15 protein-coding genes are annotated in these 21,242 nt (G+C 59.9%); 7 read left to right on the top strand and 8 right to left on the bottom strand.

Annotated features, from left to right (window positions below; genetic code table 11):
• Position 1: 1 nt before the first annotated feature.
• Both ACFO6X_RS02535 and norR read right to left on the bottom strand, forming a co-directional pair.
• Positions 2-1,084, bottom strand: a complete 1,083-nt coding sequence (locus ACFO6X_RS02535) for a M48 family metalloprotease (RefSeq protein ID WP_382429719.1) — start codon at positions 1,082-1,084, stop codon at positions 2-4.
• On the bottom strand, positions 1,081-2,670 hold the full coding sequence (gene norR / locus ACFO6X_RS02530; RefSeq protein WP_382429717.1) for a nitric oxide reductase transcriptional regulator NorR: 1,590 nt from the start codon (positions 2,668-2,670) through the stop codon (positions 1,081-1,083). The genes ACFO6X_RS02535 and norR overlap by 4 nt, the downstream gene beginning before the upstream one ends.
• Positions 2,671-2,833: 163 nt before the next feature.
• Between norR and hmpA the strand changes: the two genes are divergently transcribed.
• Positions 2,834-4,012, top strand: a complete 1,179-nt coding sequence (hmpA, locus tag ACFO6X_RS02525; RefSeq protein WP_382429715.1) for an NO-inducible flavohemoprotein — start codon at positions 2,834-2,836, stop codon at positions 4,010-4,012.
• 6 nt (positions 4,013-4,018) lie between these two features.
• Here the strand turns inward: hmpA and ACFO6X_RS02520 are convergent, their stop codons facing one another.
• The 4 genes from ACFO6X_RS02520 to ACFO6X_RS02505 all read right to left on the bottom strand — a co-directional run bounded on the left by ACFO6X_RS02520 (position 4,019) and on the right by ACFO6X_RS02505 (position 7,464).
• Positions 4,019-4,612, bottom strand: a complete 594-nt coding sequence (locus ACFO6X_RS02520; protein ID WP_382429713.1) for a LemA family protein — start codon at positions 4,610-4,612, stop codon at positions 4,019-4,021.
• Between the two features lie 23 nt (positions 4,613-4,635).
• Complete coding sequence (locus tag ACFO6X_RS02515; RefSeq protein WP_382429711.1) at positions 4,636-5,685, bottom strand: S49 family peptidase; 1,050 nt, start codon at positions 5,683-5,685, stop codon at positions 4,636-4,638.
• A 73-nt stretch (positions 5,686-5,758) separates the two neighbouring features.
• Entirely contained in the window at positions 5,759-6,427 is a 669-nt protein-coding gene (locus tag ACFO6X_RS02510) for an HAD-IA family hydrolase (RefSeq protein WP_382429709.1), read from the bottom strand.
• On the bottom strand, positions 6,424-7,464 hold the full coding sequence (locus ACFO6X_RS02505; RefSeq protein WP_382429707.1) for an RluA family pseudouridine synthase: 1,041 nt from the start codon (positions 7,462-7,464) through the stop codon (positions 6,424-6,426). Before ACFO6X_RS02505 ends, ACFO6X_RS02510 begins: the two co-directional genes overlap by 4 nt.
• A gap of 582 nt (positions 7,465-8,046) precedes the next feature.
• On the opposite strand from ACFO6X_RS02505, the gene ACFO6X_RS02500 reads away from it, so the two are divergent.
• The 6 genes from ACFO6X_RS02500 to queF all read left to right on the top strand — a co-directional run bounded on the left by ACFO6X_RS02500 (position 8,047) and on the right by queF (position 17,895).
• Positions 8,047-11,070 (top strand): Rne/Rng family ribonuclease, encoded by a 3,024-nt coding sequence (locus ACFO6X_RS02500; protein ID WP_382429705.1) that lies wholly within the window; start codon positions 8,047-8,049, stop codon positions 11,068-11,070.
• A 134-nt stretch (positions 11,071-11,204) separates the two neighbouring features.
• Positions 11,205-11,981: a peroxide stress protein YaaA gene (yaaA, locus tag ACFO6X_RS02495; protein WP_382429703.1), complete on the top strand. Its 777-nt coding sequence runs from the start codon at positions 11,205-11,207 to the stop codon at positions 11,979-11,981.
• Positions 11,982-12,008: 27 nt separating this feature from the next.
• Positions 12,009-12,911, top strand: coding sequence for a 2OG-Fe(II) oxygenase (locus tag ACFO6X_RS02490; RefSeq protein WP_382429701.1), 903 nt, complete (start codon positions 12,009-12,011; stop codon positions 12,909-12,911).
• Positions 12,912-12,938: 27 nt separating this feature from the next.
• On the top strand, positions 12,939-15,086 hold the full coding sequence (locus tag ACFO6X_RS02485) for a methyl-accepting chemotaxis protein (RefSeq protein ID WP_382429699.1): 2,148 nt from the start codon (positions 12,939-12,941) through the stop codon (positions 15,084-15,086).
• A 187-nt stretch (positions 15,087-15,273) separates the two neighbouring features.
• Positions 15,274-17,028, top strand: coding sequence for a methyl-accepting chemotaxis protein (locus ACFO6X_RS02480; protein ID WP_382429697.1), 1,755 nt, complete (start codon positions 15,274-15,276; stop codon positions 17,026-17,028).
• A gap of 12 nt (positions 17,029-17,040) precedes the next feature.
• Positions 17,041-17,895, top strand: a complete 855-nt coding sequence (gene queF / locus ACFO6X_RS02475) for an NADPH-dependent 7-cyano-7-deazaguanine reductase QueF (protein WP_382429695.1) — start codon at positions 17,041-17,043, stop codon at positions 17,893-17,895.
• A 16-nt stretch (positions 17,896-17,911) separates the two neighbouring features.
• On the opposite strand, the gene ACFO6X_RS02470 is transcribed toward queF, so the two are convergent.
• Positions 17,912-19,477, bottom strand: coding sequence for a methyl-accepting chemotaxis protein (locus tag ACFO6X_RS02470; RefSeq protein WP_382429693.1), 1,566 nt, complete (start codon positions 19,475-19,477; stop codon positions 17,912-17,914).
• Between the two features lie 114 nt (positions 19,478-19,591).
• Positions 19,592-21,154 (bottom strand): methyl-accepting chemotaxis protein, encoded by a 1,563-nt coding sequence (locus ACFO6X_RS02465; RefSeq protein WP_382429691.1) that lies wholly within the window; start codon positions 21,152-21,154, stop codon positions 19,592-19,594.
• Positions 21,155-21,242: the final 88 nt, after the last annotated feature.

Genomic DNA, 21,242 nt, shown 5'->3' with positions numbered 1-21,242 from the left:
GCTACAGGTAGCGCGCAAACGGATCGACCTGTGCCGCCAGAGAGTCGGGGCCAGGTTGCAGCACTGGCTTGGGCGGCTGGGGGTCGGGGGGCATCTCGACACGTACCAGTGGCAGCGGTGGCATGGGACGGCCATAAATGCGCTGTACACGTTCGAGCAACGGTGGATGGCTATCCAACCAACGCGCCCACACCCCGCCACCGGCCACATCGACCAGCAGCATAGGCTGCACGCTAGGATGCTCTAAACCGGTACGACCATGCCGATTGGCTTGGGCCGCTTGCCGCTGTGCCAGCACCTTGCGCAGCACACCGCCCAAGCCTTGCTGGCTGCGCGTCCACTGCACCGCACGGGCATCGGCCAAATATTCACGCTGGCGCGACACCGCAGCTTGAAGCGCCTGCCCCACCAACCAGCCCAACCAACCTACTGCCATGATGGCACTGCCAAACAGGGGGGCCAGCCCGCCACGCTCACGCAGGGTGTCGCCAAAATGGTGTACCAGCTCCAGCCCAAACACCATACCCGCCAAGCGCATCTTCAGGCGGGTGTCCCCCTCATGCAAGTGAGACAGCTCATGGGCCACCATGCCTTGCAGTTCCTCACGGTTGAGGTAGTCCAACGCGCCTTGGGTGACGGCCACCACCGCATCAGACTGATCCCACCCCGCGGCAAAGGCATTGATGGCAGGGGTACGCGCCAGCACCATCACCTGCGGCACTGGCATGTGGGCAGCAATGCACAGCTCTTGCACCACATTGCACAGGCGCTGCTCGGCATAGGAGCTGCCGGGCCGGGCCTCGCGTGCGCCCACCCGCAGCGCCAACTTGACGCCACCTGCACGCAAGTTGGCGGTTTCTAGCCACCAGCCACCCAGAATAAAAAACAGCGTCATGCCCATATTCACCGCCATAAATCCTGCCGGGTAAGGCCAATGCACCGGCAACAAGGCATTCAGCAACCACCACGCCAACACCAAGGCACCATGCACCCCTGCCACCAACAGCAGCACGGCCACGGCAAAGGCCAGCAGCAGGCGGCGGGTTTCGGTGCGGGCATTTTCTTGGTGGTTCCAGAACTTCATGCGTTGGCGCTCCTGTTTTGTGCTAGGCCCAGCCGCTTAGCCAATCTAGCCAAATTGGCCCGATCCATGCGCAACTCACGCGCTGCTGCGGCCCAATGGTAACCATGCCGCTCCAAACAATCCTGCACCCATTGGCGCTCAAAGGCATCTACAGCGGCACGCAAACCCAGCCCCTGTGGTGCAGAGATCACCGACGGCCCTTGGACATGGGCCGATGGCACCGACCCTGTGGACGGCCCCCACTCCGGCAAGCCCAAATCCGTGGCCGTGAGCGTCAAAATGCGTGGGCGGGGCCGGTGGCGGCCCAGCGCCTTGAGCACGCTGCGCCCAATCAAATGCTCCAGCTCACGCACATTGCCAGGCCAATCGTAGGCCAGCAATGCGGCCTGGGCCTCACGGTCTAGCCGCAGGCTGCCCAGCCCTAAGCGGGTACGGTTCTCTTCCAGAAAAAAGCCACTGAGCATCAGCACATCGCGCCCGCGCTCGCGCAGTGCGGGCACTGGCAACGGATAGACACTGAGGCGGTGGTAAATGTCGGCGCGCATGCGTCCGGCACGCACCTCGGCCACCAAATCGCGGTTGGTCGCCACAATCAACCGCACATCCACATGGTGCTCCCTGTCCGAACCCAGGCGCTGCAACTGCCCACTTTGCAACACCCGCAACAGCTTGGCCTGCACCGGCAAGGGCAACTCGCCCACCTCATCCAAAAACAAAGTGCCGCCATCGGCCAACTCAAACTTGCCTTGGCGCTCTTGCACCGCCCCAGTAAACGCACCACGCACATGACCAAATAGTTCGCTCTCTACCAGCGTATCGGGCAGGGCGGCACAATTGACGCTCACCAAAGGCCGATCTGCCCGACCAGAACGGGCGTGCAGCGCCCGAGCCACCAGCTCTTTGCCCACGCCCGTTTCACCGCTGATCAGCACCGTCAAATCGCTGGGGCCCACCAGATCAATCTCTTGCAGCAACTGCTGCAAGGCTGGGCTGTGCCCCATCAATTGATGTGCAGAACCACTGCTGGCAGCCAAACGGTAAGACTCGGCACGCAGGTGCTCGTTCTCCACCCGAGCTGCCAGCCGGTTAATGCGCATGGCTGCCGCCACCGTGGCAGCGGCCAGATCACTGAAAGCCTGCAAGGCCGCCAAATGGGCAGGCGTGAACTGGCCTGGCACCAAGGCATCCAAAGTCAGCAAACCCCACGGTTGGCCTTCTACCGCCAACGCACAACCCATGCAGTCGTGAACTTCCAAGTGCCCACTCACCCCTTCGATCAGGCCATCATAGGGATCGGGCAAGGTGCTCCCCAATGGAAAGTGGGTGGGCAGACCAGCCTGTAACAGTGCCTGCAAGCGGGGGTGGGCACTGACCCGAAAGCGCCGCCCCAGCGCATCGCTGCTCAGGCCATCCATGGCCAAAGGCACCAACCATTCGCCCTCCAGCCGCAACAAAGCCACGGCATCGCACGGAAACAGCGCCCGCACCGCTTGCAACAAACGGCGATAGCGTTCGCGCTCGGGCAATTCTTGGGACAAATCGGCCACCAAAGGAACCAAGGCAGCCAGCAGGGTAGATGTAGTCATATTGACTATTTTGCAGTCTTTATGACTTTTATATTTTTGCGGTCATTAAGACAACATTCTTATGAAGTCCTTGTTTTTAAAAGAAATTTGGGTTGGCACAGATGCTGCGTAGGCACAACAGGCCCTGTTTGCCTTTCTGATATTTTTTCCTCTGGAGACCTCTATGCTCACCGAAGCCCAACGCGCCATTGTCAAAGCCACCGTTCCGTTGCTCGAAACCGGCGGCGAAACCCTGACCAAGCACTTCTACGGCATCATGCTCAATGAGTACCCCGAAGTGCGCCCCCTGTTCAACCAAGCGCACCAAGCCAGCGGCGACCAGCCCCGCGCCTTAGCCAACAGCGTGTTGATGTATGCGCGCCATATCGACCACCTCGAAAAGCTGGGCAACCTGCCCGCGCAAATCGTCCACAAACATGTCGCTCTGCAAGTGCTGCCCGAGCAGTACCCCATCGTGGGCACCTGCCTGCTGCGTGCTATTCGCGAGGTGCTGGGTGCAGACATTGCCACCGACGAGGTGCTGGCCGCTTGGGGAGCCGCTTACCAGCAACTGGCCGACCTGTTGATTGGTGCCGAAGAACAGGTGTATGCCGCCAATGCCGCTCTTGAAGGCGGCTGGCGCGGGGTGCGGCGCTTTCGGGTGGCACGCAAAGTGGCCGAGAGTGCCGAAATCACCTCGTTCTATTTGCAACCCGAAGACGGTGGCCCTGTGCTGCGCTACCAGCCCGGCCAATATATTGGCCTGCGTTTGGTGGTGGATGGCAAAGAGCAGCGGCGCAACTATTCGCTTTCGAGCATTGCCGATGGGCAAGGCCTGCGCATCAGCATCAAGCGAGAAGCGGGCGGCGTGGCCTCCAACTACCTGCATGACCAAGTGCCCGAGGGTGGCGTGCTCGAAGTGTTCCCGCCTGCTGGCCCGTTCACACTACAAGCCAGCGATAAGCCCTTGGTGCTGATCAGTGGTGGTGTGGGCATTACCCCCACACTGGCCATGCTGCAAGCGGCCTTGCCCAGCGGACGGCCCGTGCACTTTATCCACTGCGCCCGCAACCGTGCGGTGCATGCCTTCCGCGACACCGTGGATGCCTTGGCAGCACAGCACCCACAATTGCAACGCTTTTACAGCTACGACCAAGCCACCGAGGCCGATGGTGCCGATGCCGTGGGCTACCTGACCCCCGAGCAATTGGCACAATGGCTGCCCGAAAACCGTGATGTGGATGCTTACTTCCTTGGCCCCAAACCATTTATGGCCTTGGTCAAACGCAGTTTGGCTGCCTTGGGTGTGCCAGAAAGCCAAACCCACTACGAGTTTTTTGGCCCAGCTGCTGCGCTGGCCTAACCCGGCTCAGAACTGCACGCGCGGCGCTTGGCGCTCCGCCTCAGACTGGGTGGACTGGAGCATGGCTGCCGGGGGCAACCCCGTCAGCCGTGCCACCAGCAGGGCTGGAAATTGCGTGGCCAGATTATTAAAGTCCAGCACCTGATCGTTGTAGGCTTGGCGGGCAAAGCCGATGCGGTTTTCGGTGCTGGTGAGCTCTTCACTCAACGATGCCATGGTGGCATCGGCTTTGAGCTCGGGGTAGTTTTCGGCCACTACCATCAGGCGGCCCAAGCTAGCGCCTAAAGCCCCCTCTGCCACGGCCAGCGCACCAATGGCCGCCGCATCCGTAGGCTGGCTGCGTGCCGTCTTGGCGGCGCCTTGTGCTTGGCCCCGCGCTTGAATAACGGCCTCGAGCGTAGCGGCCTCATGTTGCAGATAACCCCGTGCTACCTCCACCAAATTGGGTACCAGATCGTGTCGACGCTTGAGTTGCACATCAATCTGACCAAAGGCATTGGCAATGCGGTTGTGCAGTTTGACCAGCCGGTTGTAGACCCCAATAGCCCACCACGCTACCGCCACCAAAACCACCAGTTGCATCCAGGTCGTCCATTCCATGGCGAGGCTCCTGCAAAGGCTGTTTAACGCAACTGAGGCACCGCCGTCTGCGTGTGCAGCGCCTGTGCCATACCCAAACCCACCGCTACACCAAAACGCTTGGCCAATCGCTCGGCCACATTCTCGTGGCGGGTGTAATTGATCAACTCCTCGGCCTTGACGACCTCACGGGCCACATAGTCCACACTGCCCAAGCGATCTGCCAAGCCCATGTCAATCGCCTGTGCGCCCGTCCAGAACAAACCGCTGAAGGTCTCGTCGGTGGGCTTGAGCCGGTCGCCACGCCCAGCGCGCACCACAGCAATAAACTGCTGGTGGATATGGTCTAGCATGGTCTGTGCATAAGCCCGCTGCTGCTCTGACTGTGGGCTAAACGGATCTAAAAACCCCTTGTTCTCACCCGCTGTGAGCAAGCGGCGCTCCACTCCCAGTTTGTCCATCGTGCCAGTAAAACCAAAGCCATCCATCAGCACCCCAATACTGCCCACAATGCTGGCCTTGTCTACATAAATGTCATCGGCCGCCGCTGCAATATAGTAGGCTGCCGAAGCACAGGTCTCCTCCACGACCGCATAGATGGGTTTGCGGTGCTTGGCTTTCAGGCGCATGATTTCATCGTTGATCATGCCTGCCTGCACTGGGCTGCCACCGGGCGAGTTGATCAGCAATACCAGCGCCTTAGAGCCGTCATCTTCCAAAGCACTGCGCATGGCCGCCACAATGTTTTCGGCACTGGCGTCCACGCCCGCCGCAATTTCGCCTTTAATGGCGACCACTGCGGTGTGCGGTTTGCTCTTTTGCGTAGAGGCAGCCATCTCCTGCGACATGGCCAACCAAATCAAAAAGGCAAAAAAGGCCAACCACCCCAGGCGTGTTAACGTACGCCAGCGCCGAGCGGCACGCTGCTCGGCCAAAGTGCCCAGCACCAGTTTTTCCAACACATCACGCTCCCAACCCGGCGTCTTGGGAGCCTGCGTGGCACTCGCATCAGGTGCCTGCTGCTGAGCCCAGAGATCTGGAGCAGGCCGATGGGGTTCTGGAGCGGATGGGTGAGGCGGGTGCGGTTCAGTCATGGCTAAATAAAAAGGCTATCGGCGGAACGTGGTATGCAGTATGCCAGCGGCACAAGCAAGGTACATACCGTCTTTAGCCATTCGCGCGCAACCAGTCGTGCAGCCCCTGCACTGTATGGGCCACTTCCAGCGGACGCAGTGGCGCAAAGGTCTTGGGGTCGTGGGCACCATAGGCTACCCCCACACTGGCACAGCCTGCATTGAGCGCCATTTGCAAATCGTGTGTGGTGTCACCAATCATCAGCACCCGCTCAGGCGGCACATCAAATTCGGCCATCAATTCCTGCAACATCAGGGGATGGGGCTTGCCCGCTGTTTCATCAGCGGTGCGTGAGCCATCAAACACCCCGCGCAGTGCGGCGCTTTGCAGTGCATCGTTCAAGCCTCGGCGGCTCTTGCCCGTGGCCACTGTGAGCAAATGGCCCCGCGCACGCAAATCATCCAGCAGCGGCAAGATACCCTCAAACAGGCTCAACTCATCTTGTAACCGCACATAGTGGTAGCGGTAACGGTTGCTCAACTCGGGGTATTTTTCTGGCGGCACATCCGGGGCAGCGTGGGCCAATGCAGGCATCAGCGCCATGCCAATCACATAAGCGGCGGCCTCTTGGCTAGGCACCACGCCCCCCACATCGCGCACAGCCTCCTGAATACAGCGCACGATGATCTGGGTGGAATCAAACAAAGTGCCATCCCAATCAAAAGCGATCAGGTCAAAACGGCGGGAGCGGGTCAGGGTCATGATGGCTGTGGTGCAAAAGAAAGCAACTCGGGGGGCAACTCGGCCAGCAATTGCAGACGCTCACTGCTGGCTGGATGGGTAAACTGCAAGCGCCAAGCGTGCAGGAACATACGTTTGAGGCCCATTTTTTGCAGGCGCTTGTTCAGCTCGAAATCACCATATTTGTCATCGCCCGCAATCGGATGGCCCTGAGAGGCCAGATGAACGCGAATTTGGTGCGTGCGCCCGGTCTTGATCGTCACCTCTAACAAACTCATCGCAGGCAAGCCCTGCGCAGGCCGTGCGGCTGCCGTGGCCCGCACCTTCACCAGCGTGATCGAGCGCATGCCATCGGGGTCATCTGCGGTGGTGACACGCACACGGCGCTCACCATCGGGCAACAAGTATTTGTGCAATGGCGCATCAATAACCTTGAGTTTGGCAGGCCAGACCCCCTGCACCAACGCCAGATAGGTTTTGCCGGTTTCGCGTTCGCGAAATTGGTCTTGCAAGTGCGTGAGCGCGCTGCGCTTTTTGGCGACCAACAAGATGCCTGAGGTTTCGCGGTCTAGGCGATGCACCAACTCCAAAAACTTGGCTTGGGGCCGGGCTTGGCGCAATTGCTCAATCACGCCAAAGCTCACGCCACTGCCGCCATGCACCGCCACGCCTGCGGGCTTATCAATCGCCAGCAGGTGTTCATCTTCGTGCAGCAGCGGAAACTCGCGCGCTGGCGCAGGGTGCGCAGCCTTGTCGGCCATCTTCTCCGACACCCGTACCGGCGGCAGGCGCACCATGTCGCCCTCTTGCACCCTGGTATCGGCGCTGGCACGGCCCTTGTTGATACGCACCTCGCCGCTGCGAATGATGCGGTAGACATGGGTTTTGGGCACACCTTTGAGGTGGCGCATGAGAAAGTTGTCCAGCCGCTGCCCGCTGGAGTCTGCATCGACCAGCACTTGACGTGCCGCTGGTGTGCCAACAGCACGAGAGATGGGGTGGGAAGGGTTGGCCCCATGCTGGGGCTGCGGGGTTTTGCCGCCTATAATCTGTGTCACCTGCGCAGTGTTTTGTAAGTGGTTGATTCGTCTGGAGTTTAGTCCACACGGCCATTTCCCCCCGCGCAGGCCGGTCGATGCCAGCGGGTGTCATGCACGCAAGAATCGCAGGCCAGTTGCCTGCGTTGGCCTACATGATGCACGGCAGACTGACACAATTGAAATACAGATACGGAATACCCCATCTGGCAGTTCACCCCACGGGGGTGCGACTGCCAGCGGATCAAAGCGAATATGTGGATGCTGGCAATGTTGTTTCAGACCCTGGAGCGATGGCTTATGCCGCCGCTATGGGCCAACAATGCTCTGCCAGTGCCTATCCTGCCTGCGCCAGCAGCCATTCCTGCAATGGCAAAGCTACAGATTCTCAGGCCCGCTCCCATCCATGCGCCCCTGCCTCCCCCGTTGAGCTGACACAGCCCAACGGCCTTTGGCATACCCGGCAATTCCCTTCGTTTCAAGGCGTCAGTCCAGGCATTGTTGGCTCCTACAGAGCCTGTTGTTTGTTTGGAATCACGGGTCGCAGCGGTGCAGCATCGAGGCTGCCAGGCTGCCAGCCCACGCAAAAAAAGGAAACGCATCATGAAGCGGATGCTGATCAACGCCACCCAGCCCGAAGAACGTCGCTTGGCCATTGTCGATGGCCAGAAGTTGCTGGATTATGAAATCGAGATCGAAGGACGCGAGCAGCGCAAGGGCAACATCTACAAAGCAGTAGTAACCCGTGTAGAGCCCAGCCTCGAGGCCTGCTTTGTTGATTACGGTGAAGACCGCCACGGCTTTTTGCCGTTCAAAGAAATCTCTAAGCAATACTTTGCCCCTGGCGTCTCGCCCAGCCAAGCGCGCATCCACGACGTCATCAAAGAAGGCCAGGAACTGCTCATCCAGGTCGAAAAAGAAGAGCGCGGCAACAAGGGCGCGGCCCTGACCACGTTTATCAGCCTGGCTGGCCGCTATGTGGTGCTCATGCCCAACAACCCGCGTGGCGGTGGCGTGAGCCGCCGCATTGAGGGTGAAGACCGTGCCGAGCTCAAAGAAGCGATGGATCAGCTCGACTACCCCAACGGCATGAGCATCATCGCCCGCACAGCGGGCATTGGCCGCACGGCCCCCGAGCTGCAATGGGATTTGAACTACCTGCTGAAGTTGTGGAATGCCATTGACGGTGCCGCCAAGGCAGGCAAGGGCGCCTTCCTGATCTACCAAGAATCGAGCTTGGTGATCCGCGCTATCCGCGACTACTTCAATACCGACATCGGTGACATCCTGATCGACACCGACGATATCTTCGAGCAGGCCCAGCAGTTCATGGCCCATGTCATGCCTGAGCACGCCAGCCGCGTCAAACGCTACCGCGACGATGCAGCCCTGTTCTCGCGCTTCCAAATCGAGCACCAAATCGAATCGGCCTATGCCCGTACTGTGCAACTGCCCTCGGGCGGTGCCATCGTCATCGACCACACCGAGGCACTGGTATCGGTGGACGTCAACTCGGCCCGCGCCATCAAGGGTGGCGACATCGAAGAAACCGCTACCCGCACCAACCTTGAAGCCGCCGATGAAGTAGCCCGCCAGATGCGTCTGCGTGATCTGGGTGGCTTGGTCGTGATCGACTTCATCGACATGGAAGAGGCCAAAAACCGCCGCGAAGTAGAAAACCGCCTGCGCGATGCACTGCGCCAAGACCGTGCGCGGGTGCAATTTGGCACCATCAGCAAGTTTGGCCTGATGGAAATGAGCCGCCAACGTCTCAAACCGGCCCTGAGCGAAGGCTCCTCGATTCCCTGCCCCCGTTGTGGCGGCGCTGGGCATATCCGCGATACCGAATCATCGGCACTGCAAATCCTGCGCATCATCCAAGAAGAATCGATGAAGGACAACACCGCGGCTGTGCACTGCCAAGTGCCGGTAGAGGTGGCTAGTTTCCTGCTCAATGAGAAGCGCACCGAAATTGCCAAGATCGAACTCAAACAGCGCGTCAATGTGCTGATGGTGCCCAACAAAACCCTGGAAACCCCCAACTACCGCCTAGAACGCCTCAAGCACGACGATCCTCGCCTAGATGGCATCCAACCCAGCTACAAGCTGGCCGAAGACTTTGAAGACCCCACGGCTGTTACCCGCCGCTCACAAGAGCCGACCAACAAGCAAACCCCGCTGATCCGGGGCGTGCTACCCGACGCTCCAGCCCCCCAAGCAGCACCCCGCCCCGAAGGCGAGGGCCGCCCCCACCGTGGCGCTGCCCGCCCCAGCCCAGCACCCGCACCTGTTGCCCAAGAGCGTGGTTTCTTTGCTTGGCTCAAACGGCTATTGGGTTTTGGCCGTACCCCCAGCCCCGTGGCGGCACCGGCCCCAGCACCCGCCCCCACGGCACGGGATGCCCGCCGTGGCGAACGCAACGAACGCAATGGCAGTGAAAACCGCCCACGCCGAGGTGCCGAGCGCAATGACCGCTACGAGCGCAACGAACGTCCAGAACGCAACGGCACCCGCCGCAACGAACGCCCAGAACGCAATGAGCGCGGCACGGACAATCGCCACCATGACACCACGACCCGTCCCACCAAAGACAACGACCGCTTTGACAGCAACGAGCGCCGCGAACCCCGCACCCCCCACCGGGGCCGTGAACGCCGCGAAGCCGACAACCGCCCTTTGAACGATGAGGTGCTCGATACCGAACTGACCCAAAATCTGTCGGTGCAGCCCAACGAGGCCCCTGCCCATGAGCCGCGTAACGAACGCCCGCCCCGCAACAGTGAACGCGGCGAACGCAACGAGCAACCCCGGCGCGACCGCGCCGAACGGGCAGAGCGCAATCCACGCAACGAAGGCCGTGAGCGCACCCCACGCGTTGCAGAAGCCGTTGATGTCGGCCTGAACCCAGTCTCTACGCCCAACGTGGCGGCTGAGGTCACCGTCAACAACGGGGCAGAACCCTCCACGCCAGCCACAGCCACAGAAGAGCGCCGGGAACGCCGCTCCCGTGACCGCTATGGCCGCGACCGTCAGCGCGGCGAGCGCGGTGAGCGCCCTGAACAGGCCACCATGCCTGCTAGCGAAGCACCTGCCGAAGTGACCACCGAGGGGGCAGAGCCCCCTGTGCGCCGCAGCTACTTTGCTGCGGCAACGCCAGCAGTGGCTACAGTGGTAGCCGCTGCTGACCCAGCACCAGCCACCCCAGCACTGGCACCCGAAGTGCTCACGCCTGTGGCAGCGGTTAACGCCTCGGAGCCACCCCTTCCTGTGGCAGAGCCTACAGCACCTGCACCAGCTGCCCCCGTGGTAGAGCCAGCAGTTGAAGCATCGGCCCACACCGCCGATGTCGAGACCAGCGCCAGCCCCTTGCAGCCAGTGCAACCGTTTGTGTTGCCCGTCGCTGAAATGCAAGCGTTGGCCGAGCGTGCCGGCCTGCAATGGGTACAGTCTGACCCAGAAAAGGTAGCACGGGCACAGGCAGCGATTGCCGCCGAACCCCGCCCGGTGCATGTGCCCCGCCACCGCCCAGCCCCCGTCTTGCTGGACGAAGGCCCACTGGTGCTGGTAGAAACCCGCCGCGATCTGCGCGAGTTGGTGCTGCCATTCGAGCAGGCCATCCAGCCCTGAAGAAGCCCGCCCTAGGCCTGCAAGGTCAGCACAACGCCCCCTGCTGCTGACCTTCAGACCAGAACGCTCCCCAGCGCCGATCTGTGCCACACAGACCGGCGCTTTTTTCTGTTCAGTCTCTCTTTCTTAGCACCATGTTGATCCTGCTGTCTCCTGCCAAGTCTTTGGACTACGACACCCCCGTGGCTGCGGATTGGCCCCACAGCCTGCCCCCATTCCTGCCCGAAACCACCGAGTTGATTGAGCTGCTGCGTACCAAGGCACCCCAAGACTTGGCCGCCCTGATGAAAATCAGTGATGCCTTGGCCGCTCTCAACGTGGCCCGTTATGCGGCTTGGTCGCCAGAGTTCCCCCCCCACAATGCACGCCCGGCAATCCTGGCCTTCAATGGTGATGTGTATGACGGACTCAATGCCCGCACCTTGGCACAGAGCGATCTGGAATGGGCACAGCAACATCTGCGCATTCTCAGTGGTCTGTACGGCGTGCTACGCCCGCTGGACTGGATGCAGGCCTATCGACTAGAGATGGGCACCCGGCTGGCAACCCCAGTGGGCAATACCTTGTACCAATTCTGGGGCACGAAAATTGCTGCCCATCTGCAGCAAGAGCTTGCCCACGACCCCACTCCCGTAGTGCTCCATCTGGCATCTCAAGAGTATTTCAAAGCCGTTGATACCAGCGTCCTGCGCTCCCGCATTGTGGAATGTGTATTTGAAGAATGGAAAGGAGGCAGCTACAAGATCGTTAGCTTCCACGCCAAACGCGCCCGTGGCCTGATGGCTCGCCACGCCATCTTGCAACGCGCGACACAGCCAGAACAGCTGCTAGGCTTTCAGGAAGAAGGCTATGCCTTTGACCCACACGCCTCGGAATGCAACCGGCTGGTATTCCGGCGGCGCTTAATGTAAGACAATGTTACATAACGCAATACCATCATGGCACCACAAATCGCTCCCACCACCGCATCTGCCCAGGTTGCCCGCACGGCTGCGGCTCCCGCCATTACGCCCGAGCTGCGAACCTGGATCATCCAACAAGCCCAAGCCAACGTCAGTGCTCCGGCCCTGATACAGGCCATGACCACTGCGGGCTGGCACGAAGAAGTTGCCATGCAGGCACTGGAAGAGACCCTGCGTGAACACCTAGGTCACATGGGTAGTGATGCCATCCCTGCAACCGACCAAGCTGTGCCAGAACCCTCACTGCAAGGTGCACCCAGCCGCTTGGATGCAGGTGACCGCCAAGTCGATGTGTTGCTGTCGCTGGCCCTACCCCGGGTGGTGGTGTTGGGCAATGTGCTGTCACCCCAAGAGTGTGATGCCCTGATTGAAGCCGCCCGTCCACGCATGGCCCGCTCGCTGACGGTAGCCACCCTCACGGGCGGCGAAGAAGTCAATGCAGACCGCACCAGCGATGGCATGTTCTTCCAACGTGGTGAGAGCGAACTGATTCAGCGCATAGAGGCCCGACTGGCCCGCTTGGCTAACTGGCCCCTGGAAAACGGCGAAGGCTTGCAGGTGCTGCACTACGCACCCGGTGCTCAATACCGGCCCCATTACGACTATTTCGATCCGGCCCAGCCAGGCACACCGCGGATTCTGGCCCGTGGCGGCCAACGTGTTGGCACCTTTGTGTTGTACCTCAACACACCTGAACAGGGCGGGGGCACCACTTTCCCTGATGTAGGGCTGGAAGTAGCCGCCCAGCGGGGCAATGCGGTGTTTTTTAGCTACCCCCTGCCCCATCCTGCTACGCGCACCCTGCATGGTGGTGCCCCCGTGCAGGCAGGCGAGAAGTGGATAGCCACGAAATGGCTACGCGAACGCGAGTTCACCTGAATCATTGATCTATCGGAGTTCCTCAAAATGCCCACATCCCACAAGCTGACCCTGCGCACCAGGTTACTGCTGTTGGTGGCACTGATCGTGCTGGCAGGCTATGCCCTCACACTCACAGTCCTGACATACAAAGCAGGGCAACTGCAACACGAAAGCGCCTTGCGCTACACCGAGCAGTTGGCGGCCAACCAAGGCCACAAGGCCACCGCAGACTTGGAACAGGGGATGGATGTGGCCCGCACACTGGCCCATGCCCTAGGGCAACTCAAGTCGTCTGGGCTGGCCAACCGTGCCAGTGCAGACGCCTTGCTCAAGGGAGTGCTGGCAGGCAATCCTGCTTTGATTGGGGTCTGGTCTGGCTGGGAGCCCGATGCCTTTGATGGCAAGGACAGCGAATATGCCAACCAACCAGGGCACGATGCCACAGGCCGCTACATCCCCTACTGGAACCGGGGCAGTGGCACATTGGCAGTAGAGCCGCTGGTCGACTACGACAAGCCTGTGGCGGGTGATTACTACCTGTTGCCCAAGAAAACCGGCCAAGAAACCCTGATTGAGCCTTACAAATACACTGTGGGCGGCAAAGAAATGCTCATCACCAGTTTGGTTGTACCCATTCAGGTGGATGGTCGGTTTGTCGGCGTGGCCGGTGTCGATCTGACGCTAGAAGGGCTACAAAAGATGACCTCGCAGGTGCGCGTCTTCAACAACGGTTATGCCAGCCTGCTCTCGCACGGCGGTATTTTTCTGGGTGACCAAGACCCAGCCAACGTGGGCCAAGACATAGGCAAACACCCCGAAGCAGAGCAGGCACGGGCTGCCATTGCTGAAGGGCGCCTGTTGCGCATGGAGACATATAGCCAGCGTTTGAATGAGACCGTCACCCGCATCTACATGCCCTTGCAAATTGGGGCCAGCAAAACGCCTTGGTCTTTCGCCATTACCGTGCCCAATACCGAAATTCTGGCCGAGATCTACCAACAACGCTGGCTCGCTGCCGGGTTGGGGCTGTTGAGCATTCTGCTGGTATCGATAGGCTTGGCACTGGCGCTTGAACGCATGGTGCTGCGCCCGATTGGCGGGGAGCCCGAACATGCTGCGGCCATTGCCGCCCGTGTGGCCGAAGGCGATTTGAGCCAATCCATTGTGGTGCGCCCCCACGACCAAAGCAGCCTGATGGCCCAATTGCAGCGGATGCAAGACGGCTTGGCAGGTGTGGTTGCCAAGGTGCGTCAAGGGGCAGAAGGCGTAGCCACCGCCAGTACCGAAATTGCCCAAGGCAACCAAGACCTGTCTGGACGCACCGAGAGCCAGGCCAGCGCACTGGAAGAGACAGCAGCCTCCATGAGCCAACTAGGCTCGGCAGTGACACAAAATGCCGAACACGCCCGCCATGCCAACGAGTTGGCCCGCCATGCCTCCGGGGTGGCCGTGCAAGGTGGCGAAGCCGTAGGCCGGGTGATTGAGACCATGAAGGAGATCAATGACAGCTCACGCAAAATTGCCGACATCATCAGTGTGATTGATGGCATTGCATTCCAGACCAACATCCTGGCACTGAATGCGGCGGTGGAAGCCGCACGGGCGGGAGAGCAAGGCCGTGGCTTTGCAGTGGTTGCCGCCGAAGTGCGCAATTTGGCAGGCCGCTCGGCCAATGCCGCCAAAGAAATCAAGGAGTTGATCAACGCCAGTGTAGACCGCGTAGAGGTGGGCGCGAGCCAAGTAGACCAAGCAGGCAATACCATGACCGAAGTGGTCAGCGCCATCCAGCGGGTCACAGACATCATGGGCGATATCAGTGCAGCCAGCGTGCAGCAAAGTGCAGGCGTCGGCCAAGTGGGTGAGGCCGTGGCACAAATGGATCAGGTCACACAACAAAACTCGGCGCTGGTCGAGCAAATGGCAGCGGCAGCCAGCAGCCTCAAGGTGCAGGCCCAAGAACTGGTGCATGCCGTCGATGTGTTCAAGCTCAATGCCCAGCACACCAGCACACCAAGCAGCGCCCCTGCACGCACCACACCCCCGCCCGCCGCAAGGGTGCAACGCCCCCCCATGCCCGCCAACCCCCCCAGTGCTCCCACACTGCGGGCAGCGGCCCCCAAAACGGCACCACCACCACCTCTGACCATGTCCTCCAAGACCACGCCAGAAGACGATGCGTGGGAGACGTTCTAACGATTCTGGCGAATCTGACGATACAGGGGGCTGACACCATCAGCCCCCAACGCCCCATCAACACCACACATACCACTAAAGTACCAACGGGTAGGTGTTGGATAGCCGCTTTTGATCCATCATGCGGTTACAACGTATCTGGGTTGGCTATTTCAACTTGGCGTCAACAATCAAAGAGGTGGAGACTATGGGACATTGGAAAATAAGCACTCGCTTGTCGGGTGCCTTTGGTTTGATCATTCTCTTGCTGCTGTTGTTGGCAGGTTCTTCCCTGCTCAAGATGAAGCAGATGAATGAGGCTGCCGATGAAGTGATGTCCAACTGGCTGCCCGCCCTCACGGCGGTGGAGACACTGCACCTCCAGCACAGCAACCTGCGCTTGTTGGTGGCCGAGCATGTCATGAACACCAATTCAGAGGCCATGACCAAGCTGGAGTCGGCATTCCGGCAGCACCAAGAACTGCTAGAAAAGAGCCGCAAAAAGTATGAGTTGTTGATCACCGAGCCGGGGGAGAAAACCACCTACCCCATCTACCTCAGCAAGTGGCAACGAATGCAGGCGCTAGACCAAACCACCCTCCATCTCAGCAGCCAAAACCTCAACGAAGAGGCGCGGGTGCTGTTTGAGGGCGAATCCAAACAGGCCTTTGACGGCATGGTGGCCGAACTGGAAAAGCTAATTCAGATCAATGAGCAAGGCAGCGCCCAATCTGCCAAAAAATCGGACGGTGCCTACACTTCGGCACATCTGCAAATGATCGTTTTGGTGTTGATCGCCATCGGTGCCACCGTGGTGTTGAGCGCCGTCATCATCCGCTCCATCACCGCACCTTTGCATGATGCAGTCGATGCGGCCCGCCGTATCGCCCAAGGCGATTTGAGCAACCCGATTCAAGTGCAACGCACCGATGAACTGGGCACTTTGCTGACGGCCATGAACGAGATGCAAACCGCCCTGATCCGGGTGGTGAGCAGTGTGCGCACAGGCTCCGAATCGGTGGCAACAGCCAGTGCCGAAATTGCCCAAGGCAACCAAGATCTCTCCTCTCGCACCGAAAGCCAAGCCAGTGCGCTGGAGCAAACCGCCTCTAGCATGGAGCAGCTCGGCTCCACGGTGCGCCAAAATGCAGACAACGCCCGCCAGGCCAACCAACTGGCCCAACAGGCCAGCGATGTGGCCGCCGAAGGTGGCGAAGTGGTGGGCCAGGTCGTTGAGACCATGAAAGAGATCAACACCAGTTCACAAAAAATTGCTGACATCATCAGCGTGATTGATGGCATTGCGTTCCAAACCAATATCCTGGCCCTCAACGCTGCGGTAGAAGCCGCCCGGGCCGGAGACCAAGGCCGTGGCTTTGCGGTGGTGGCCTCTGAAGTGCGCGCTTTGGCAGGACGCAGCGCGGCAGCCGCCAAAGAAATCAAAACCCTCATTGATGCCAGTGTTGGGCGTGTTGGACAAGGTACGCTGTTGGTGGACAAGGCCGGCCAAACCATGAACAAGGTGGTCAGCAGCATCAAGCAAGTCACCGACATCATGGGTGAAATCAGTGCGGCCAGCACCGAGCAAAGTGCCGGAGTGATTCAAGTCGGTCAGGCCGTGACACAAATGGATCAGGCCACGCAACAAAATGCCGCCTTGGTGGAAGAGATGGCAGCCGCAGCCAGCAGCCTCAAAAACCAGGCGCAAGACTTGGTGCAAACAGTCTCTGTGTTCCAGCTGGCCACCACCGACCACCGACAGCCACCCCAAGTTGCACGGCCAGCACCACTGCCCCCAAAGAGCAGCCCCCCCGCTGCGCCCAGCCTGCCTGCCACCGCGCGCAAGCCCGCCATGCCTGCACCCCAACGTGCAGCTGGCATTTCCAGCCCCAAACCGGCCTTGCCCCCCGTAGCGGCGGCCCGCCCCCAGACCTCATCGGACAATGACTGGGAAAGCTTCTGACATTGATCTCTCATGCCTTCTAACACTCCTGAACATTCCCAATTGGGCAAGACGTCCAGCTATGCCGACCAATACGACCCCAGCCTGCTGTTTCCACTACCACGGGCCAGCAAGCGCAGCGAGATCGGTATCTCGACGGCGGCCCCACCCTTTTTTGGTGCTGACCTGTGGACAGCGTTTGAGTTGTCTTGGTTGAACCTGCGTGGCAAACCCCAGGTGGCGCTGGCCCACATCACGGTACCCTGTGAAACACCCAACCTGATTGAGAGCAAGTCTTTCAAGCTCTACCTCAACAGCTTTAACAACACCCGCTTTGCCGATGCCACCGAAGTGCAGGCGCGCATCCGTGCCGATGTGAGTGAGGCCGTCTGGCGCGGTGCCGACCGCACCGCCACAGTAGGCGTGAAGTTGCTGCTGCCCGATATGTTTGACCGCGAGCCTGTGCATGAACTCGATGGCCTGCTGCTAGACCGGCTGGACATCGAATGCACGCAATACCAGCCTGCCCCCGAGCTGTTGCGCGCTCAGTTTGATGAAGCTCCGGTCGATGAAGTGTTGGTTAGCCACCTGCTCAAGAGCAACTGTTTGGTCACAGGCCAACCCGACTGGGGCACGGTGCAAATTGCCTACAGCGGCCCACAAATCGACCAAGAAAGTTTGTTGCAATACATTGTCAGCTTTCGCAACCACAACGAGTTCCATGAGCAATGCGTTGAACGCATCTTCATGGATCTCTGGCAACGCTGCAAACCCATCAAGTTGACGGTCTATGCCCGCTACACCCGCCGGGGCGGACTAGACATCAACCCATTGCGCACCAGCCATCCACAAGCCTTGCCACGCAACATCCGCACAGCAAGGCAATAAACCGCCCTGCCCAAACTCAGGGCAACTGAAACACCGCCAGCGTGCGCCCCAGCACGCCCGCGTTATTGCTCATGGCTGCGGCGGTGGAGGCAGACTCCTGCACCTGAGCCACGTTCTCTTGGGTCACACGGTCGAGCTCTGTCACGGCCTGATTGACTTGGGCAATACCTTGGGATTGCTCTTGGGCCGCCGCCCCCATGTGCTGCATCAGGGCATTTACATGGGACACCGATTCCACCACCTCTTGGATCGTTTGGCGTGCCGAGGCCATTTGGGTGGCACCACGCTCAATATGGGCGCTGGACTCCCCAATCAAGCCCTTGATCTCGCGGGCCGCTGTGGCGCTGCGCTGCGCCAGCGCCCGCACCTCACCGGCCACCACGGCAAAACCACGACCCTGCTCACCAGCGCGTGCTGCCTCAATGGCGGCATTGAGGGCCAACAAATTGGTCTGGAAAGCGATGCCCTCAATGGTGCCAATAATTTGCCCCATTTTGTGCGAGGACTGCTCAATCGATTGCACCGCCTCCCCCACCTCTGCCACCACCTGGCCCCCACGGCGGGCCAAGTTTGCACTGCGCTCACTCTCGCGCAGCACCTGCTGTGCGGTATCGGCCGACTGGCGCACCGTACTGGCCAGCTCCTCCATCGAGGCTGCGGTTTGCTCTAGGCTACTGGCCTGGGCATCGGTGCGTTGGGCCAAGCTCTGAGCACCGTGGGCAATGGTCTCGGCAATTTCACCAAAGCCGCTGATTTCTGTACGGGCATCCCCCACAATCGCCCGCAAATTGACTTGTATTTGCTGCAATCGCTCCATCAACAAGGCGACCGGATGGCGCTCGCGAATGCGCTGCTCATCACCCATCACGCTGCAACCAGCAATTCCTATGGCCAGTTGGTTGGCATCGGCCAGTGCCAGCGTGATACGCCGGTGAAAAAGCCACACAATCAGGCCCGACACCCCCAACACCAACACCAGCTGCAAAACACGCACCGTCAAGTCGTTCGTCCAGCCCATAGCCTGTGGCACCAAGGCCACTGCCCACAGGGGCACCATCATGGCCAACAAACGCTCGGTAAAGGTGGCACGCTGCAAACGTCCAGCCCTGTCGCGCCACCCTGTGGGGCGCACCCGGCCACAATGCAGGTAAAAAGTGTGTCGCCCCGACTCGCGCTCCTGCACCACACGGGCATACAGTGCTTGTGCCTCGTGTACTTCTTCACGCGATGGTTTGACCCGTACCGACATATAGCCTTTGGGCTTGCCGTTCTCCATCAGCGGCGTCACATGGGCCCGCACCCAATAATGACCGCCATCTTTGCGCCGGTTTTTGACAACGCCCACCCATGTGCGGCCTTTGCCAATGGTGTTCCACATGTCCTTAAAGGCCTCTGGTGGCATGTCGGGGTGGCGCACCATGTTGTGGGGCTGGCCCATCAACTCATGGATGGCATAGCCACTGACACGGGAAAATGCTGCGTTGCAATGGGTGATCCGTCCCGTTTCATCGGTGGTGGACATCAGCAGCTCTTCACCCGAGTAATCAAACTCGTGGGGCGTGACAGGTAGGTTGGTACGCATGCAGCAAGTCCTCCGTTGAAGGCTCCAATATAGGGATGCTGGCTACGCAGGCCACTGACGTGAATCGGATGACTGCGTCTTTTTGTTAACAGCGTAACAAAAAACCAACAAATCTCAATCGAGACGAAACACTTCTACAGAACGCGACAAGGCGGTGGAGCTATTTTTGAGTGCATCCGCCGATACGGAGGTTTGCTCCACCAGTGCCGCGTTCTGCTGCGTTACCATTTCTAGCTGCACCATGGCTGCATTGGCCTGGTCGATACCCACCGATTGCTCGGTGGTGGCATGGCTGATCTGGCGCACCAATTCACTGACCCGATACACCGAAGCCACCACGTCATTGATGGTTTGCCCCGCCTGAGCCATTTGGTGTGTGCCATCTGCAACCTGTTGGGCCGAGGCACTGATGAGGGTACGGATTTCTTTGGCCGCTTGCGCACTGCGCTGGGCCAGCGCCCGCACCTCACCAGCCACCACCGCAAAGCCACGCCCCTGCTCACCCGCCCGCGCGGCCTCCACCGCCGCATTGAGCGCCAACAAATTGGTCTGAAAGGCAATGCCTTCAATCACGGCAATGATGTCACGCACCTGACGGGAGGAGTGCTCAATAGCCTGCATGGCCTGCCCTACCTGTTGCACCGCTTGCCCACCTTGGCGGGCCACCTCGGCACTTTGCACACTGTCGCCCGACACCTGTTCTGCTGTTTGGGCCGTTTGGTGGACTGCGCTGGAGAGCGTCTCCATCGCCGAAGTCGTCTGCACCAAACTGCTGGCTTGGGCCTCAGTGCGGGCATAGAGGTCATGCCCGCCCTGGGCTATGCGGTCTGCGGCGGCCATGAAGCCCACAATCTCGGTACGCACATCTCCGACCACGGCACGCAAATTGACCTGAATCTGTTGCAGGCTGCGGGCCATAGGCTGGAGCGAATTGGGAAACTGCGACATATCGAGCTGGGTGCTCAAATTACAGGCCGCAATGTCGCGGGCAAAGTAGCCTGCATTGCGCATTCCCCCCACAATGCGGCGCTGAAACCATGTCAACACCCCAGCCCCAGTGAGCAGCAGCAAGCCTAGTTCGGCTGCCCAAGCCAGCGGCCCTTGCCAATCCAACCAGCGTGGCAAGGTAGCTATGGCAGCCATACCCGCCAACATCAGCCCTAAAGTGGGAGTGGCACCCACCTGCCGCACACGCTGCAATGCACCACGCAAACCGGGGTGTACCACAGTGCCACGGTGCAAACGGAAGGTCTCGCGCTGGGCTGCCAAATCGGCACGCAATTGCACATACAGGGCTTCAGCTTGCGCGATCTCGTTGCGGCTGTGCTTGGTGCGCACCGACATGTAACCACGCGGCTTGCCCCCCTCCATAATGGGCGTTACGTTGGCACGCACCCAGTAAAAACCGCCATTTTTGCGCCGGTTCTTCACAATGCCCAACCAAGGCAAACCCCGGCCCACAGTCGCCCACAGATCTTTGTAAGCCTGGGGCGGCATATCGGGGTGGCGGATCAGGTTGTGTGGCTGGCCTATCAGTTCTTCGTAGGCATAACCGCTGGCATCCATGAAGGCTTGATTGCAATGCGTGATCACGCCGGTGGTGTCAGTGGTGGACACCAGCATAGTTTTGGCAGGAAATTCATATTCCTGATCGGTCACGGGCAAATTCACACGCATGAATGGGTCTCCTCCTCAAAAATGCTTTGCTCTAGAACGGCAAAGTTTACAACTCGATACGAACGGTTTCATTCTCTTGCCATATTCA

It is taken from the genome of Giesbergeria sinuosa (genome assembly GCF_042652905.1).
Taxonomy (GTDB): Bacteria; Pseudomonadota; Gammaproteobacteria; order Burkholderiales; family Burkholderiaceae_C; genus Simplicispira; species Simplicispira sinuosa.
This window is presented reverse-complemented; position numbering and strand designations above follow the sequence as displayed.

Bases quoted from the DNA above. Each gene is read 5' to 3' on its own strand.
- ACFO6X_RS02500 (WP_382429705.1), top strand. From the start codon at position 8,047: ATGAAGCGGATGCTGATCAACGCCACCCAGCCCGAAGAACGTCGCTTG.
- ACFO6X_RS02510 (WP_382429709.1), bottom strand. From the start codon at position 6,427: ATGACCCTGACCCGCTCCCGCCGTTTTGACCTGATCGCTTTTGATTGG.
- norR (WP_382429717.1), bottom strand. From the start codon at position 2,670: ATGACTACATCTACCCTGCTGGCTGCCTTGGTTCCTTTGGTGGCCGAT.
- ACFO6X_RS02465 (WP_382429691.1), bottom strand. From the start codon at position 21,154: ATGCGTGTGAATTTGCCCGTGACCGATCAGGAATATGAATTTCCTGCC.
- ACFO6X_RS02520 (WP_382429713.1), bottom strand. From the start codon at position 4,612: ATGGAATGGACGACCTGGATGCAACTGGTGGTTTTGGTGGCGGTAGCG.
- yaaA (WP_382429703.1), top strand. From the start codon at position 11,205: ATGTTGATCCTGCTGTCTCCTGCCAAGTCTTTGGACTACGACACCCCC.
- ACFO6X_RS02535 (WP_382429719.1), bottom strand. From the start codon at position 1,084: ATGAAGTTCTGGAACCACCAAGAAAATGCCCGCACCGAAACCCGCCGC.
- ACFO6X_RS02515 (WP_382429711.1), bottom strand. From the start codon at position 5,685: ATGACTGAACCGCACCCGCCTCACCCATCCGCTCCAGAACCCCATCGG.
- ACFO6X_RS02470 (WP_382429693.1), bottom strand. From the start codon at position 19,477: ATGCGTACCAACCTACCTGTCACGCCCCACGAGTTTGATTACTCGGGT.
- queF (WP_382429695.1), top strand. From the start codon at position 17,041: ATGCCTTCTAACACTCCTGAACATTCCCAATTGGGCAAGACGTCCAGC.
- ACFO6X_RS02485 (WP_382429699.1), top strand. From the start codon at position 12,939: ATGCCCACATCCCACAAGCTGACCCTGCGCACCAGGTTACTGCTGTTG.
- ACFO6X_RS02480 (WP_382429697.1), top strand. From the start codon at position 15,274: ATGGGACATTGGAAAATAAGCACTCGCTTGTCGGGTGCCTTTGGTTTG.
- hmpA (WP_382429715.1), top strand. From the start codon at position 2,834: ATGCTCACCGAAGCCCAACGCGCCATTGTCAAAGCCACCGTTCCGTTG.
- ACFO6X_RS02490 (WP_382429701.1), top strand. From the start codon at position 12,009: ATGGCACCACAAATCGCTCCCACCACCGCATCTGCCCAGGTTGCCCGC.